Source organism: Pseudomonas oryzihabitans (genome assembly GCF_024652905.1).
Classification (GTDB): Bacteria; Pseudomonadota; Gammaproteobacteria; order Pseudomonadales; family Pseudomonadaceae; genus Chryseomonas; species Chryseomonas benzopyrenica.
The window spans coordinates 1,997,262-2,013,034 of record NZ_CP102428.1; the positions used below are offsets into that span (position 1 = coordinate 1,997,262).

At 67.8% G+C, this 15,773-nt stretch carries 11 protein-coding genes and 1 pseudogene; 4 read left to right on the forward strand and 8 right to left on the reverse strand.

Going from position 1 to position 15,773, the window contains the following annotated elements; translation table 11 throughout:
• Positions 1–257 precede the first annotated feature (257 nt).
• Positions 258–530 (forward strand): HU family DNA-binding protein, encoded by a 273-nt coding sequence (locus tag NRG74_RS09340; protein ID WP_007159052.1) that lies wholly within the window; start codon positions 258–260, stop codon positions 528–530.
• A 105-nt stretch (positions 531–635) separates the two neighbouring features.
• Here NRG74_RS09340 and NRG74_RS09345 read toward each other — a convergent pair whose 3' ends face one another.
• From NRG74_RS09345 to lpxO, 4 genes are all read right to left on the reverse strand, one after another.
• Complete coding sequence (locus NRG74_RS09345; protein ID WP_307774101.1) at positions 636–3,710, reverse strand: error-prone DNA polymerase; 3,075 nt, start codon at positions 3,708–3,710, stop codon at positions 636–638.
• Positions 3,707–5,116, reverse strand: a complete 1,410-nt coding sequence (locus NRG74_RS09350; protein ID WP_257706354.1) for a Y-family DNA polymerase — start codon at positions 5,114–5,116, stop codon at positions 3,707–3,709. Before NRG74_RS09350 ends, NRG74_RS09345 begins: the two co-directional genes overlap by 4 nt.
• 7 nt (positions 5,117–5,123) lie before the next feature.
• Positions 5,124–5,741 (reverse strand): translesion DNA synthesis-associated protein ImuA, encoded by a 618-nt coding sequence (gene imuA, locus NRG74_RS09355; protein WP_257706355.1) that lies wholly within the window; start codon positions 5,739–5,741, stop codon positions 5,124–5,126.
• Positions 5,742–5,863: 122 nt separating this feature from the next.
• Positions 5,864–6,763, reverse strand: coding sequence for a lipid A hydroxylase LpxO (lpxO, locus tag NRG74_RS09360; protein ID WP_257706356.1), 900 nt, complete (start codon positions 6,761–6,763; stop codon positions 5,864–5,866).
• Between the two features lie 177 nt (positions 6,764–6,940).
• Here lpxO and NRG74_RS09365 point away from each other — a divergent pair, with 177 nt between their 5' ends.
• Positions 6,941–7,417 (forward strand): DUF4124 domain-containing protein, encoded by a 477-nt coding sequence (locus NRG74_RS09365; protein WP_257706357.1) that lies wholly within the window; start codon positions 6,941–6,943, stop codon positions 7,415–7,417.
• 17 nt (positions 7,418–7,434) lie between these two features.
• Here NRG74_RS09365 and NRG74_RS09370 read toward each other — a convergent pair.
• The 3 genes and pseudogenes from NRG74_RS09370 to NRG74_RS09380 form a co-directional block, all read right to left on the reverse strand.
• Positions 7,435–8,378: pseudogene (locus NRG74_RS09370) on the reverse strand (SphA family protein).
• Between the two features lie 72 nt (positions 8,379–8,450).
• A complete protein-coding gene (locus NRG74_RS09375; protein WP_257706358.1) occupies positions 8,451–9,218 on the reverse strand; it encodes a coniferyl-alcohol dehydrogenase in 768 nt (255 codons plus the stop codon).
• Positions 9,219–9,433: 215 nt separating this feature from the next.
• Positions 9,434–10,906 (reverse strand): benzaldehyde dehydrogenase, encoded by a 1,473-nt coding sequence (locus NRG74_RS09380; RefSeq protein WP_257706359.1) that lies wholly within the window; start codon positions 10,904–10,906, stop codon positions 9,434–9,436.
• Between the two features lie 227 nt (positions 10,907–11,133).
• Here NRG74_RS09380 and NRG74_RS09385 point away from each other — a divergent pair, with 227 nt between their 5' ends.
• Both NRG74_RS09385 and NRG74_RS09390 read left to right on the forward strand, forming a co-directional pair.
• Complete coding sequence (locus NRG74_RS09385; RefSeq protein ID WP_160922968.1) at positions 11,134–12,858, forward strand: sigma-54-dependent Fis family transcriptional regulator; 1,725 nt, start codon at positions 11,134–11,136, stop codon at positions 12,856–12,858.
• 54 nt (positions 12,859–12,912) lie between these two features.
• Positions 12,913–13,377, forward strand: a complete 465-nt coding sequence (locus tag NRG74_RS09390) for a MarR family winged helix-turn-helix transcriptional regulator (RefSeq protein WP_017641863.1) — start codon at positions 12,913–12,915, stop codon at positions 13,375–13,377.
• A 483-nt stretch (positions 13,378–13,860) separates the two neighbouring features.
• Here NRG74_RS09390 and NRG74_RS09395 read toward each other — a convergent pair whose 3' ends face one another.
• A complete protein-coding gene (locus NRG74_RS09395; RefSeq protein ID WP_257706360.1) occupies positions 13,861–15,729 on the reverse strand; it encodes a feruloyl-CoA synthase in 1,869 nt (622 codons plus the stop codon).
• Between the last annotated feature and the right edge of the window lie 44 nt (positions 15,730–15,773).

Sequence of the window (15,773 nt, forward strand, 5' to 3'; positions counted from 1 at the left end):
TAGAGGAAACCAAACGGCCATCGCCGCTGCCCAAAAAGGCGACGGCTGGGCTGTGAAGCGTGGAAAATGCAGTGCGGATCAGGTTTTCACGTCCCTGCTAGATCGAATACCCTATCGTTCTTTCGCCCGCTATGCGTATCCTGTAGCGCCGAACAACAAGGCTGCTTCAACCGGCCACGTAGAGGCTTACAAAGGCTCTACGCAAGGCAAAGCTGCCGCTATACTGCCTGGCCAATACTCACACATGGAGTTTTTACATGAATAAAGCTGAGCTGATCGACGCCATTGCCGCGTCTGCCGACCTGCCCAAGGCCACCGCTGCCAAAGCCCTGGACGCCTTCACCACTGCGGTGACCGACGCCCTGAAGCAAGGCGACAGCGTCAGCCTGGTCGGTTTCGGAACTTTCGCAGTAAAAGAGCGCGCTGCTCGCGAAGGCCGCAACCCGCAGACCGGTGCCACCATCAAGATCGCCGCTGCCAAGCTGCCCGGCTTCAAGCCCGGCAAAGGCCTGAAAGACGCCGTCAGCTAAGACTGCGTTGGTCGATTCTTGTCTTCCGGGCGCTGCAGAGCGCTTCGGAAGACAGTCCTCCGCCCCACCCGCTCGTTCCCCCTCCCTGCTTTTCGCCTCCGCGCCCTAGTGAAAATCCCGACTCGACACCAAGAGTTCGTCGAGCAGCGGACTCAGATCGGTCAAGCGACCGGCGATCAGGTGCTGCACCCCCGCCTCCCGTTCCAGATGCCCCTCGACCTGTAGCAGCCGTGCCTGCAACAACGGTCGTCGCTGCTGTTCGCCCACTGCGCGCCAGACCACCACATTGAGCATGCCGTGCTCGTCTTCCAGGGTGACGAAGATCACCCCGCTGGCCGTGCCTGGACGCTGTCGTCCGCGCACCAGTCCGGCCACTCGCACCAGGGCGCCGGGCCTGATTTCGTCCAGCTGACGGAAGTCCCGGCAGCGCCGCGCCTGGAGTTCGCCACGCAGCAGGCTCAGCGGATGCGGCCCCAGGGTGGTGCCCAGCATGCGGTAGTCGGCATGGACTTCTTCGGCAACGCTGGGCGTGGGCAAGGCCAGGCGCTCCTCTTGAACGCTATCCGCCGCCGCGAACAGCGGCAGCTGGCGCTCCACCCCGGCCATGGCCCAGCGCGCCTGATGGCGATCCCCGGCGAGCTCCGCCAGGGCGCCGGCCTCGGCCAGTTGCCCGCGGGCCCGGGCATCCAGTTCGGCCCGGCGGCAGAGGTCCTCGATGTCCCGAAAGGGCTGCGTACCCCGCGCCACCACCAGACGGCGGCCGACCGCTTCCGCCAACCCCTGCACCAGGCGCAGGCCCAGGCGGATCGCCGGCTGATGGCCAGCGCTCGCCTCCAGCCGGCAGTCCCAGTCGCTGGCCTGCACGGTCACGGCGCGCACCTCGACGCCATGGCGTCGAGCGTCCTGCAGCACCTGGTCGGGACTGTAGAAGCCCATGGGCCAGCTGTTGACCATGGCACAGGCGAAGGCGGCCGGTTCATGGCATTTGAGCCAGGAGCTGGCATAGGTCAGCAGGGCGAAGCTGGCGGCATGGGATTCGGGAAAGCCGTAGCTGCCGAAGCCCTTGATCTGCTCGAAGAGGCGCGCGGCGAATTCCGGGCGATAGCCGCGCTCGACCATGCGACTGTGCAACCGCTGGCGATGAGGTTCGAGGCCGCCATGACGCTTCCAGGCGGCCATGGAGCGGCGCAGCTGATCGGCTTCGCCCGGGGTGTACTGGGCAGCGGTCATGGCGATCTGCATCACCTGCTCCTGGAACAGCGGCACTCCCAGGGTGCGCTCCAGGGCTGGCCGCAATTCGTCATGGGGATAGTCCGCCACCTCCTCGCCACTCCGGCGGCGCAGATAGGGATGCACCATGTCGCCCTGGATCGGCCCGGGCCGGACGATGGCCACCTCGATCACCAGGTCGTAGAGGGTTTGCGGCCGGAGGCGCGGCAGCATGGCCATCTGGGCACGGGATTCGATCTGGAACACCCCCACCGTGTCGGCGCGGGAGATCATGGCGTAGGTGGGCGCATCCTCCTGGGGCAGGCTGGCCAGGGTCCAGCGCTGGCCACGCCAGTCGGCGACCAGGTCGAAGCAGCGGCGCAGGGCGCTGAGCATGCCCAGGGCGAGGATGTCGACCTTGAGCAGGCCCACGGCATCGAGGTCGTCCTTGTCCCACTGGATCAGGGTGCGCTCGGGCATGGCGGCGTTTTCCACCGGCACCAGCGTGGCCAGGGGCGCCTCGGAAATGACGAAGCCGCCGGGGTGCTGGGAGAGATGTCGGGGAAAACCGATCAGTTGACCGGCGAGGATGAGCACCCGCTGCAGCAGCGGGCTGTCCGGGTCGAAACCCGCCTCGCGCAAGCGCTGCGGGCCGGGGATCTCGTCGGTCCAGCGCCCGGCGCACCCGGACAGGGCGTCGAGCTGATCGCCCGGCAGGCCCAGGGCCTTGCCGACATCGCGCAGGGCGCCGGCGGCGTGATAGGTGCTGACCACCGCGGTGAGCGCGGCCCGTTCGCGGCCATAGCGGCGGAAGACGTACTGGATCACCTCTTCGCGGCGTTCGTGCTCGAAGTCGACATCGATGTCGGGCGGTTCGTCGCGCTCGCGGGAGATGAAGCGCTCGAACAGCAGGTTGCCGGTGAGCGGATTCAGCTCGGTGATGCCCAGCACGTAGCAGACCACCGAGTTGGCTGCCGAGCCGCGGCCCTGGCAGAGGATGTGCTGGCGGCGGGCATGGTCGACGATGTCATGCACGGTGAGAAAGTAGTTCTCGTAGCCCTTCTCGGCGATCAGCGCCAGCTCCCTGGCCACCTGGTCGGTGACCTTTTGCGGCGGTCCCTCCGGCCAGCGCCAGGCCAGGCCGCGGCGGGTCAACTCGGCCAACCAGGAGCCGGCGGTCTGGCCGGCAGGTATCACCTCCTGGGGATAGCGATAACGCAACTCGCCCAGATCGAAGTGACAGCGGGCGGCGATCTTCAGAGTTTCGGCGCGCAAGGCATCGGGATAGAGCCCTTCGAGCACCGTCAGCGGGCGCAGATGCCGCTCCCCGTTGGGATGCAGGCGATAGCCGGCCTCGGCCACTGGCAGGTGGTGGCGGATGCTGGTGAGCACATCCTGCAGGGCACGACGACCGCGGGTATGCATGTGCACGTCGCCGCAGGCCACCGGCGGCAGCCCCAGTTGCTCCCCCAGTGCCTGCAACTGCATGAGCTGGGCGGCGTCATCGGCGCCGCGCAGCAATTCCACGCCGAGCCAGAGGCGTTCGGCGAAGACCTGCTTGAGCCAGGCGCCCTCCTCGGCCAGGGGTTCGCTGCCCGGCAACCAGATGGCCAGCAGCCCGGGCAAGGGGTGCTGCAGATCCGCACGACCCAACTGGTAGCGGCCCTTGGGCGCACGGCGGCGCGCCCGGGTGATCAGGGCGCAAAGAGACTCGTAGCCAGGCAGATCCTCCACCAGCAGCACCAGGCGCAGGCCGTCGTCCAGGGTCAGCTCGCTGCCAACGATGAGCGGCAGTCCGACCTGGCGCGCCGCCTGCCAGGCGCGGACGATGCCGCTCAGGGTGCCTTCGTCGGTGATGGCCAGGGCGGCGTAGCCCAGCGCCTTGGCTCGCTCGAACAATTCCAGGGCGCTGGAGGCACCGCGCTGGAAACTGAAATTCGACAGACAGTGCAACTCGACATAGCCGCTCATGCGAACCAGCCCTGGATCCACCAGGGCGCCTCCTCGCCATAGCGGCGGAAGGCCCAGGCTTGGCGTCCGTCGGCCACCTCGATGCGGTAGTAGTCGCGGCGTTGGTCGCCGCAGTCCCACCAGCCGCTTTCGATGCGTTCAGGACCGGCCAGGATCCGGCGTGGCTGACCGTCGAGGGGGCGCGGTTCGCGCAGCAGCCAGCCCGGACGCAGGCCGGGCAGCACAGTCTCCAGGCGTCGCTCGTGGCGCCAGACCAGGGCGCGCTCGGGCCGATGATCCGCCTGGATGCCAAGGCCGAGCACGGCCTCCTCACCCAGCCGGGCACGCAGACGCTCGCGCAGCACCTCCCAGCCCACGGCCTGGGCCGGGCGTTCGTCGAACAGGCCATGGCGTTCCGGCACGAAGAGCGGCAATTCCTCGCTTTCCAGGCGCAGCGCCAGGACCGGCGCCACCACCTGCAACTGTTCGAGGCGGCCACGGGCGAATTCGAACAGCAGGGCGGCATCGCGCTCGGGGGCCAGCAGGCCGATGGTAAGGGTGGTGGCCGGCCCCTGGCGATGTTCCAGCCAGAGCAGGAAGCGCTGCACGCCACGGTCGCGACTGGCCAGCCAGGCGGCCAGGTCGGCGGTGAGGCGGCGCAGTGGGAACAGCAGGGCCTGGTGGGAGTCCACCTCGAAATTGAGTTCCACCCGCGCCACGAAGCGATCGGGCGGCCGATAGAACTCCAGCGCCAGACTGCGACTGCCGCTCAGCAGATCCAGCTGCTGCAGAAGCTCCGGCGCGAAGCGCCGGGCCAGGGCGGCCCTGGGCAGGGCCTTGAGCTGCTCCAACCGGCGGATACCCATGCGCGTCAGCGCCTGGGCTTGCTGGGGGGCGAAACCGGCGCGCTCCACGGGCAGCCGATCGAGTAGGCGCGGCAGGTCGTCCGGAGAGGCGATGAGACCATCGGCGACATTGGTCAGCATGCGCGCCGCCACCGGATTGGGTGCCAGGGCCAGCCGATGACGAAAGCCCAGGCCCTGGAGCTCCTGACGCAGGCGCCGCTCCAGCCGCGGCCAGGGACCCAGCAGCGGCAGGCTGGACTGGATCTCCAGCAGCAGCGCCCGCGGATAGTGGCGACTGACCTGGGAGCTGAAGCCATAGCCCCAGGCCGCCAACAGCGCCTCGGCCGTCTCGATGAGCGCCGGATCATGTTCCTGCTGCTCGAAGTCGCGGGTCAGCGCCTGGGCGGCGGCCAGGGTCAGGCCAGGGCGCAACCCCAGGGCTCGCGCGGCCGGATTGACCGCCCGCAGCAGGCGACGCTGGGGCGGACCGGAAAGCAGCACCAGCGGCTGCTCCGGCTGCGGATGACGGCGCAGCACGGCATCCAGCGCCAGCTGCGGAAAGAGGATGCAGGCCCAGCGCATGACCAGCTCAAGCGCCGCCGGCCAGATCGAGCACGCCGGGCTGACCGCCGCGGCATTTGCGGATGTGCAGCCGTTCCAGCGGCGCCCTGAGTTCGAGGCGCAAGGCCGCCGGCGAGGGATTGTCCAGGGCAGCGGCCGGGCGCAGGGCGAAGGCCAGGGTACGACCGCTCTCGGCGGCGACCTGCAGCCGACGCAGTTGGCGATCATCGGCCCGCTCGGGCCAGCAGAGCACCGCGCCGAAGCATCCCGAACGCAGGCACTGCTCGGCGGCCCAGAGCACCTCGGCGCCCTGGGCGCGGATCACCACCAGGGAATCCAACGTCACGCCGGCCGCCTGCCAGGCCAGGGGATAGGGCAACAGCGGCGGGCCGATCAGGGCGATGCGCTCGGCGGCCTGGCTCAGGCGCGCCAGGGTTGGCCAGAGCAGCCGCAACTCGCCATGGCCGGGGCCGGCGAGCAGCAATTCGGTCAGCGCCGCCTCGGGCCAGCCGGCGCCGGGCAGATGGGCATCCAGGGCGGCGACCCCGGTGGGCTGCCGGCTACGCCGGGCCTCGGGACTGGTCTGCCCCTTCCAGAGCCGCCGCTCCTCGAACAGCCGGGCCAGGCTGGCGCCGCCGCCGCTCATGCCGCCAGACCTGCAGGGGTGTTATCCATGGCCATCGCCTCAATCTGTATATGCATACAGTATTAGAGGCGATCCGCATCGGGGTCAAGTCGAACCGCTGCCTCGGCTGACGAAGGTGACCGTCAGATCCAGATCACCACGCTGATCAAGGCAGCCAGCAACAGCCACTGTTCGAGGTAGTAGCGGAAGCGGTTGCGCTTCTTCAGCGCCTTGCCGCGTTGACGGATGCGATAGAGGTGCCGGAAGGCGCGGTTGAGGCCTCCGGTGCGGTCGCTGGCGTCATTGGGCGAGGCCGCCGAGGCCAGCAGGGTACCGCTGACCCAGCGGTTGAAGGCACCGGCCCAGCGATAGCGCAGCGGTCGCTCGATGTCGCAGAACAGGATGATGCGATCCTGCTCGGTGGTGTTCTCGGCGTAGTGGATGAAGGTTTCATCGAACACCACTGCCTGGCCATCGCGCCAGTGATAGCGCTGGCCGTCCACCTCGATGAAGCAGCGTGGGTCGTTGGGCGTGGCCAGGCCCAGGTGATAGCGCAGGGAACCGCCATAGGGATCGCGATGGCGCACCAACCGCGACCCGGGCGGCAACTCGGCGAACATGGCCGCCTTGACCGTGCCGATGCCCCGCAGCAATCCGGTGGTCTGCGGGCACAGCTGCATGGCGGAAGGATGGCTGTCGCCGTACCACTTCAGATAGAAGCGCTTCCAGCCGCTCTTGAAGAAGGAGTTGAAGCCGGCATCGTTGTGCTCGGCGGCTTTCTTGATCTGGCCGGCACGCAGCAGGTCCAGGGCTTCGTCACGAATGAGCTGCCAGTTGTCCTGCAGCACCTGGAGCTCGGGAAAGCGTTCCACCGGGTGATAGGGCTGGTTGGGTACCCGCGACGTCAGGAACATGAAGGTGTTCAGCGGTGCCAGCACCGTCGAATGATCACCTAGCTGACGCAGGAAGCGATGACGCACCCGACCGCGAAAATGCACGTACAACACACAGAGAAAGAAACCGCCGATCACGAACCACTTCACGCGTCACTGTCCTGAAAAGAATGTTTCAAGATGTTATACGCTCCACCGGCATCAGACCTAACTCTAAGGTCTGATGATTAGCCGCAGGCTTGCACGGGGACGTGCACCGCCGCTGGGAGCCATGACGGGCATCTTGTATCCTGCAGGTGACACTTCGAGTGCCCGGAGGGCCTCATCATGCGTTCGCTACTCTATGGCCTGCTGCTCGCCAGTGGCGTCGTGGCCGCTCAGGATGTCTACAAATGCGTGGACGACCAGGGCCAGACGACCTATACCCAGGGCGCTTGTCCGACGAATAGTCAGATCACTACCATTCCGCTGCAGCGTTTGCCCGACAGCAACGGCTTCACTCCCCCGCCAAAACCCGCCACGCCACCGCCAGTCACTGCGCCGCGCGAGATCACCGTAGTCCCCGCGCCGGCCAGCAGCCGTCAGCGCCCGGTCGATGACGTCACCGTGGTCGGCAGCTCTTCCTCCTCTTCCAGCTTTCGCCAGGAAACCCAGGTGCGCAGCGGCGGCATCCTCTATCAGCCGGTGCCGATCTACATCGACCGCCGGCCGCGTGACGAGACCTGGCACATGGTGCCCCACCCCCAGGCGCAGCCGCCGGCTCCGCCTACTCAGCAGATTTACGGTATCCCTTTCAAACGCTGAAAGGCGGTAACCACTGCCTAAAGACGATGCAGGAAGTTGACGACGAACTTGCGTCCCTCGGTGCGGTTCTCGGCGTCCTGCTCGAAGTAGCTGTTGACGGTGACCAGGTTCTGTCTGGAAAAGGCGTAGGTGAAACCCGGACCCAGGCCCAGACCTTTTCCCGGCGTCCGCTGACGTCATGGCCATCCACCTGGGTATCGGTGATCTGCCGGAGCCAATAGCCGCTCAGGCCGATGCTGAGTCGGTCGTTCAGCGCGTACTGGGTGGCGAAGTTGGCATGCAGTGCCTGGCCGGCCTGGGTGTCCGAGACAGCGCCGAAGCTACGCAGCGGCTGGTCGTTCTTGCCATTCCACAGGTACCAGAAGCGCCCGGTCACCGACCATTGGGGCGTCAGCCAGTAGGTGGTGGCGTAATAGGGATTGAAGGACCAGAAGTTGCTGCCCGGATTGATCGCTCGGTCGCGGTCGTAGCGGCCGGTGGGGGCGACGATCTCGGCCTCGATGCGCTGTGCCCAGCGCGGTCCGCCGTCGGGGCGGGTGGTGGTGGGTAACTGCAGGAAGGCGCCCAGGGTCAGGTCCCCTACCCCTTCGCGGGCGCTCAGCGCCTGGCCGCCGAGGCCATCGTCGACATCGGCATGGGCTAGCAAGGGCAGGATGGCGGTGAAGCCGGGCATGGCACCGTTGGCCAGCGGCTGCCCCAGGTAGATCAGCTGGGTGACCGGGGCGAAGGTGGTCAGGTCCTGCTTGGGCAGGGGCAGCTTGCGGCCATTCTGATCGTTGAAGCGACTGGTCTTGCCATAGATCAGGTATTCCGCCAGGTACCAGCCAGGGCCGTCCGGTGCCGGGGCACCATCATAGAAGCTGGTGGAACCGAGGTTGAGACCGGGCAGGTCGTAGGCCTGGGCCAGCGTGGTGGCGAGACTGGCCGCGGCCAGCAGACCGAATCGGGAAAGTGTGCGCATGACGTCGTCCTGAAGTTGTTCTTGTTGTGGGAACACGCGATCACCGCACCCGGGCAGGCGCGGCGATCCGGGTCAGACGTAACTGGCCGCCAGGCCACCATCCACTGGCAGGTTGGCGCCGTTGATCCAGCGCGAGGCATCGCTGCAGAGGAAGGCGATCACCGCGGCCACCTCGTCGGCCAGTGCCGGACGCAGGATGCGCTGGCTGTCGCGGGCGACCCGCTCTTCACCCAGCATGCTGACGAAGTCGCCGAGGATGGGCGTGAACACCGGGCCCGGCGCCACGCAATTCAGCCGCACGCCGAATTCGCGGAACCAGGTCTGGGACTGCATGAAGCTCCAGACGATGAGCGCCTCCTTGAAGTACTGGTAGCAGGTGGCCTGCTCCACCGGATGGGCCTCCAGCCAGGCCTGGGCCTGGGCGAAGTCGGCGATTTGCGCCAGTTCGCGGTGCCGCTCCAGGCGCTGCGGCCATTCGGCGCCGAGGATGGAGGTGACGTTGACGATGGCTCCGCCCTGCCCCAACCGCGCGACCAGTTGCTGGCTGAGCAACCGCAGGCCGAGGTAATTGACCCGGGCCACTGCCTCCCGGGGTGCCGTGCCCGGTACCCCGGCGATGTTGCACAGGCCGTGCAGGTGCGCCGGCAGGCGACCGACCAGGGCGGCGATGCTGTCGGGATCACCCAGGTCGGCCTGGTGGAAGTCGTCCAGGCTGAACTGGGGCTGATTGCGGTCGACGCCGATCACAGTGGCGCCTTGGAAGCGTGCCAGGCGCGCCAACTCGGCGCCAATGCCGGAGGCCACGCCGGTGATCACTAGAGTCTTGCCATTCAGGGTCATGGGATTTTCCTCTTGTTGTTATTGGGGGTGAAACAAGGGTTTGGGGCCTGCTCAAAGGCTTGCGAGCTAGAGCCAAACAAGGCGAACACGGCTGAGGAAGCGGATCGGACCCGCGCTCGGGTTTACGAGTGGTAAATGAGCATTCCGATCGGGCTGGCGACCCAGGTCGTGTTCAACGCGGTTTGGCCGACGCGCAGCAGCCTTTGAGCAGGCTCTCAGAAGGGATAGCGTGGCGGCTCGTTATGCTCGGTCACCCATTGCCACTGGCTGTAGTCGTCCCAGTTGCACAGGCCACCGACGCTGCCGCCATTGCCGGACTGGCCACGGCCGCCGAAGGGATTGACCACCTCGTCGTTCACCGTCTGGTCGTTGAGGTGCAGCATTCCGCACTCCAGCCGTTCGCCCAGGGCCCGGGCCCGCGCCAGGGAGCCGGACAGCACACCGGCCGCCAGGCCATAGGGGGTGCGGTTGGCCAGGTCGATGGCCTCGGACTCGTCGGCGAAGGTCACCACGCTGGCCACCGGGCCGAAGACTTCCTCATCGAAGGCCCGCATGCCGGGGCGGACGTCGGCGAGCACCGTGGGGGCATAGAAGAGGCCTTCGTGATGACCGCCCTGCAGCAGCCGGGCACCGGCGGCGAGGCTATCGGCGACGATGCCCTGCACCCGTCGCAACTGCCGGTCGTTGATCAGCGGACCGAGTTGGGTGCTGGGCTCCAGGGGATCACCCAGGCGCAGGGCGGCGGCGCGGGCGACCAGGCGTTCGCTGAAGGCGGCGGCGATGCGCTGGTGCACCAGGATCAGGCCGGTGGCCATGCAGATCTGGCCCTGGTGCAGGAAGCTGCCCCAGGCGGCGCAGCTGGCGGCGCGGTCGAGATCGGCGTCATCGAGCACGATCAGCGGATTCTTGCCGCCCAGCTCCAGCGCCACCTTCTTCAGATGGCGCCCGGCGCTTTCCGCCACCTGGCGCCCGGCCTGGGTCGAGCCGGTGAAGGCGATCATCCGCACCTGGGGATGGGCGCAGAGCGCCGCCCCGGCCTCGGCGCGACCGGGCAGCACCTGCAGCACGCCTTTGGGCAGGCCGATGGCCTCGAACAGTCGGGCGATCAGCACGCCGCCGCTCACCGGCGTCTGGTGATCCGGCTTGAGTACCACGGCATTGCCGCAGGCCAGCGCCGGGGCCACGGCGCGCAGGGAAAGGATCAGCGGGAAGTTGAAGGGCGAGATCACCCCCACCACGCCATGGGGCAGGCGGCGGGCATAGGACAGGGCACCACGCTCGCTGGGCAGAACCACGCCATGGGGCTGCAGCAACTGGCCGGCGACCTGCTGCAGGATGACTCCGGCTTCGCGCAGCTCCAGCTCGGCCTTGGACAGGATGCCGCCGGTCTCCCGGGCGATCAGGGGTGCCAGTTCGGCGCGATTCAATTCGAGCTGCGCGGCGGCCGCCAGGAACAGCGCGGCCTTTTGCCGGGCCGTCCAGGCGGCCCAGGCCGGTTGCGCCTGGGCCGCCTTGGCGCAGGCCTGGTCGATGTCGGCGACGCTGGCGAGGCCCGTGCGATGCAGGGGCTGGCCGGTGGCGGGTTCGATGACCTCCAGGGTGCCGCCCTTAGCGGCGATCCAGTCGCCATCGAAAATCCGCTCGCGCCAGGGTGCGCCGTCCAGGAACGGCGTGGATGGTCTGCTCATAGCCTTCTCCTTGTTGTTATCGGGCCGCGGTGGGCACAGATAAGGGAGCAAGGGCTGTGCCCAGCCCGGGCTGGCAGGAGAAAGAGTCGTTCAATCAGGGACTTGCTGATTTAGGTGGGCAAAGACACCCAGCCCACCCGGCAAACGCCTTGCTCAAAAGATAAAGTTATGAGGTATAACCTTTTCCTCGATTGCGCATTTGCGCAAGTCACCTGGGAGGTGGTGCCATGGCCCGGTCCGAACGCCTGTCCCTCAACGCCTTGCAGCAGGTCACCCCTGGCCTGTACCGGGGCGACAGCGCCGCCTGGGACGGCAGCGCCAGCCCGACCCAGGCGGAACTGGCCGAGTGCCTGTTCTTCTCGCCCGGCGATGGTCGCATCTGGCTCAACGACCAGCGCATGCTGCTGGTGCATGCCTCCGCCTTTGGCGCCCTGCGGCGCGAGCTGATCGGCGCCCTGGGTCAGGAACGCGCCCGCGGGCTGCTGACCCGGGTCGGCTATCTGTCCGGAGTGCGCGATGCCGAGCTGGTGCGCAAGCGCTGGCCCCAGGCCGACGCCGCCGCCATCTTCGCGGCCGGCACCCGCCTGCACGGCCTGGAGGGGCTGGTGCGGGTCGAGCCGCTGCATTTCGAATTCGATGTCGATCAGGGCCGCTATGGCGGCGAATTCCTCTGGCACCACTCGGCCGAATGCGACGAGCACCAGATCGCCCATGGCCAGGGCAGCGATCCGGCCTGCTGGATGGAGATCGGCTATGCCATCGGCTACGTCAGCAGCCTGTTCGGCCGCCTGGTGATCTTTCGCGAGGTGGAATGCCGGGCCATGGGCCACCATGTCTGCCGGGTCGAAGGCCGCAATGCCGAACGCTGGCCCGACGTGGCGGAGGACCTGCGCTATCTCAATGCCGCCGGCGACGGCGCTCCCGAGACAGCCGCCACCGAACGCCTGCCCGCGCCCCTGCCCCACGCCGTCGACGGCCAGCCGCTGGTAGGCGCCTCGGCGGCCTTCAACAGCGCCTTCCAGGCGCTACAACGGGTCGCCCCGACCCCGGCCACGGTGCTGCTCACTGGCGAATCCGGAGTGGGTAAGGAGCTGTTCGCCAGCCACCTTCACCGCCTCAGCCGCCGCGCCGACGGCCCCTTCGTCGCGCTCAACTGCGCGGCCATTCCCGAGAATCTCATCGAAGCCGAATTGTTCGGCGTGGAGCGCGGTGCCTATACCGGCGCCAACCAGTCCCGCGCCGGGCGCTTCGAACGGGCCCAGGGCGGTACGCTGTTCCTCGACGAGATCGCCTGCCTGAGCCTGCCCGGTCAGGGCAAGCTGCTGCGCGCGCTGCAGGAGCGGGAGATCGAACGGGTCGGCGGCAGCCGCACCCTCAGGGTGGACGTACGGGTAGTCGCCGCCACCAACCTGGACCTGCGCGACGCGGTGCGCCGTGGCGACTTCCGCGAAGACCTCTTCTATCGTCTCAACGTCTATCCCATCGGCATCCCACCCCTGCGGGACCGCCGCGACGACGTACCGCTGCTGGTGGATCTGTTCCTGCGCCGCTTCTGCGCCGCCTACGAACGCCCGCCGGTGGGGCTGACCATGCGCGCCCTCAAGGCGCTGCTGCGCTACGATTTTCCCGGCAACGTACGGGAATTGCAGAATCTGGTGGAGCGCGGGGTGATCGCCAGCGATCCGGGCGAACTCATCGACCTGCCCCACCTGTTTCGCGGCGAGCCGCTGCCGGCCGACCTCCTGGAACCGGCGCCGCAGACAGCCGGTTGGCTGGAGCGCCTCGGCGTGGCTGGCGAACGCCCGCTGCACCTGGGCCAGCTGGAAGCCGAGCTGCTCGACGAAGCCCTGGCGCACAGCCACGGCAACGTGGCCGCCGCGGCACGACTGCTCGGCCTGAGTCGTGCCCAGTTCGCCTATCGCCATCGACGCGCGAGACGGGATCTGGACTAGAATGACCCCTCGATACCCTCCTCTCGCCATCTCCGACGGAAGCCCTTCCCGCCGATGAGTTCCCCCGACGACGCCACGCCCCTGGACCCTGCCGCCACTCCCTGGCTGGACACCGCCGTAGGCTATGCCCTGCGCCGCGCCCAGATGAAGATGTTCCAGCACCTGGTGGACAGCCTGGCCGAATACGACCTGCGCCCTGCCCAGTTCACCGCCCTGGTGATCCTCGAACAGGAACCGGGCCTGATGCAGGCCGACCTGGCCCGGCGCCTGGCCATCGAGCCGCCGCAACTGGTCCTGCTGCTGAACAAGCTGGAACGCCAGGGCCTGGCCGAGCGGGTGCGCGGCACCCAGGATCGCCGCGCCTACGCCCTGCACCTCACCGAGCAGGGCCGCGCCCTGGTGGGCGAACTCAAAGAACGCGCCGCTGCCAGCGACCGTGCCGCCAGCGCCCCGCTGGACGACGCCGAACGAACCGAGCTGTTGCGCCTGCTGCGCAAGCTCAATGGAGAGCTGGGCTGAAGGTTGATCGCCGGGTGTTGTGTTGGGCTTCGCTGCGCTCAGCCGCAACCTACGAAAAGCCAGCTTGCACCGATCGCCCCCTCTCCCTCGGGGAGAGGGTTGGGGTGAGGGATACTGGCAGCGTCTGGGGCAGTACCCTGTTGGGCTTCGCTGCGCTCAGCCGCAACCTACGAAAAGCTAGCTTGCACCGATCGCCCCCTCTCCATCAGAGAGAGGGTTGGGGTGAGGGAGATTGGCAGCGTCTGGGGCAGCGCCCTGTTAGGCTTCGCTGTGCTCAGCCGCAACCTACGGAAAGCTAGCTTGCACCGATCGCCCCCTCTTCCTCGGGGAGAGGGCCGGGGTGAGGGAGATCGACAGCGCCTGAGGCAGCGCCCTGTTGGGCTTCGCTGTGCTCAGCCGCAACCTACGGAAAGCCAACCTGCACCGAACGCCCCCTCTCCCTCGGGGAGAGGGCTGGGGTGAGGGGGACCCCGGTACCTATCGTCACGCCCTGATCAACAGCGGCGCCGTTCCGCGATAGCAGGCTTCCAGGCGTTCCGCGCGATGGGTCAGGACGCTGCGCTGGTTGAGCGAGCCCTTGTCGGTGATCTCACCACGGTCGGCGGATGGCGGTTCCTCCTGCAGGGCGATCCATTCCAGGCGGCTGGCGTTGCCCGAGGCCTCGCGATTGAGGCGCTTGAGCCAGGCGGCGAACCAGTCCTGCACCGGCGCGCTGGCCAGTACCGTGGCGGCATCGACGCCGTCGTCCAGCCCGGCCAGTTGCCGGCAATCCGCCAGGCGCGGGAAGACCAGCAGTCCCAGACACTCGCGATCCGGCGCCGCCACCACCACGTCCTGCACCAGCGGCGTGCCCTCCAGCACCGCGCGATTGCGTAGGGGACCGACGCTGACGAACACCCCGGACGACAGCTTGAAGTCCTCGGCGATGCGGCCATCGAACATCAGGCCCAGTTGCGGGTTGGCCGGATCGACCAGCTTGAGGGCATCGCCCGAGCAGTAGAACCCCTCTTCGTCGAAGCAGGCGGCGGTCTGGCCGGCATCGCGCCAGTAGCCAGGCATGATGTGCGGCCCGCGGAAGCGCCCTTCCAGCTTGCCGTCCACCGGCACCAGCTTGAGTTCGCACCCCGGCGCCGGTACCCCGACGTAGCCGGCCACCGACAGGGGTCCGGTGGTGAAGGTGCAACTGGGCGAGGCCTCGGTCATACCCAGGCCGGCCATCATGCGGATGCGTTCGCCGCAGTGGGCCTCGGCGATGCGATCCAGACGATCCCAGACGCTTTGCGACAGCCCCGCCGCGGCAAAGAAGAACAGCCGCATGCGGGCGAAGAAGCGCTCGCGCAACTCGGCGTCGCGCTCCAGGGCATTGGCCAACTCTTCCCAGCCGCGCGGCACCGTCAGGTAGGCGGTGGGTGATACCTCGCGCAGGTTGCGCAGGGTCTCGCCGAAGCCCTGGGGCGTCGGCTTGCCTTCGTCCAGATAGAAGGTGCCGCCGTTGTAGAGCACGATGCCCAGGTTGTGGCTGCCGCCGAAGGTGTGGTTCCAGGGCAGCCAGTCCACCAGCACCGGCGGCTCTTCGCCAAACACCGGAAAGGTCTGCAGCAGCATCTGCTGGTTGGCGCAGAGCATGCGCTGGGTGGTGGTCACCGCCTTGGGCAACTTGGTGGAACCCGAGGTGAAGAGAAACTTGGCGATGCTGTCCGGGCCGGTCGCGGCGAAGGCACGCTCGGCCGCGGCCAATTCACCGCGAGCGAGCAGCGACTCGAAGGCCAGGCTGATGCGCCCCTGTACCTGACCCCGGGTCGCGATCACCGGCACGTTGGCCGGCAGCACGGCGTCCAGCGCCTTCTGGAAGGCCGGACCATCGCTGACGAACACCAGTCCCGGCTGCAGCAGACCGCAGACATGGCGCAGCTTGGCGTGATCCTGGGACAGCAGTGCATAGCCGGGCGACACCGGGCAGAAGGGAATGCCGGCGTAGAGGGCCGCCATGGCCAATTGCAGATGTTCGGGATCGTTGCCGGAGAGGATCGCCAGCGGGCGTTCGGCGGAGAGGCCGAACTCCAACAGCGCGGCGGCCAGCTGGCGCACCCGCTGCAGCATCTCGCCATAGGAGAAGTCGCGCCAGGCGCCGCCGGTGTCCCGGGCAGCGAAGAAGGTGCGGTTCGGTGCCACCCCGGCCCAGTGCAGCAGCCGATCCAACAGTCGCGGCGGCGGCGGGGTCAGGGCTTCCTGGGAGGCCATGTAGAGCAGTCCACCCCGCTCTTCCACGGTGACGCCGGGGTGGCCCAGGGTCACCGGGCGATAGCGCAGCGGCTGATCAGCGGGCGCGCGGGTGTGCGTGACGTGACTCACCTTGAATTCTCCTCTGGGCTGGCGCCCGAGGGCGCCTCTTATTG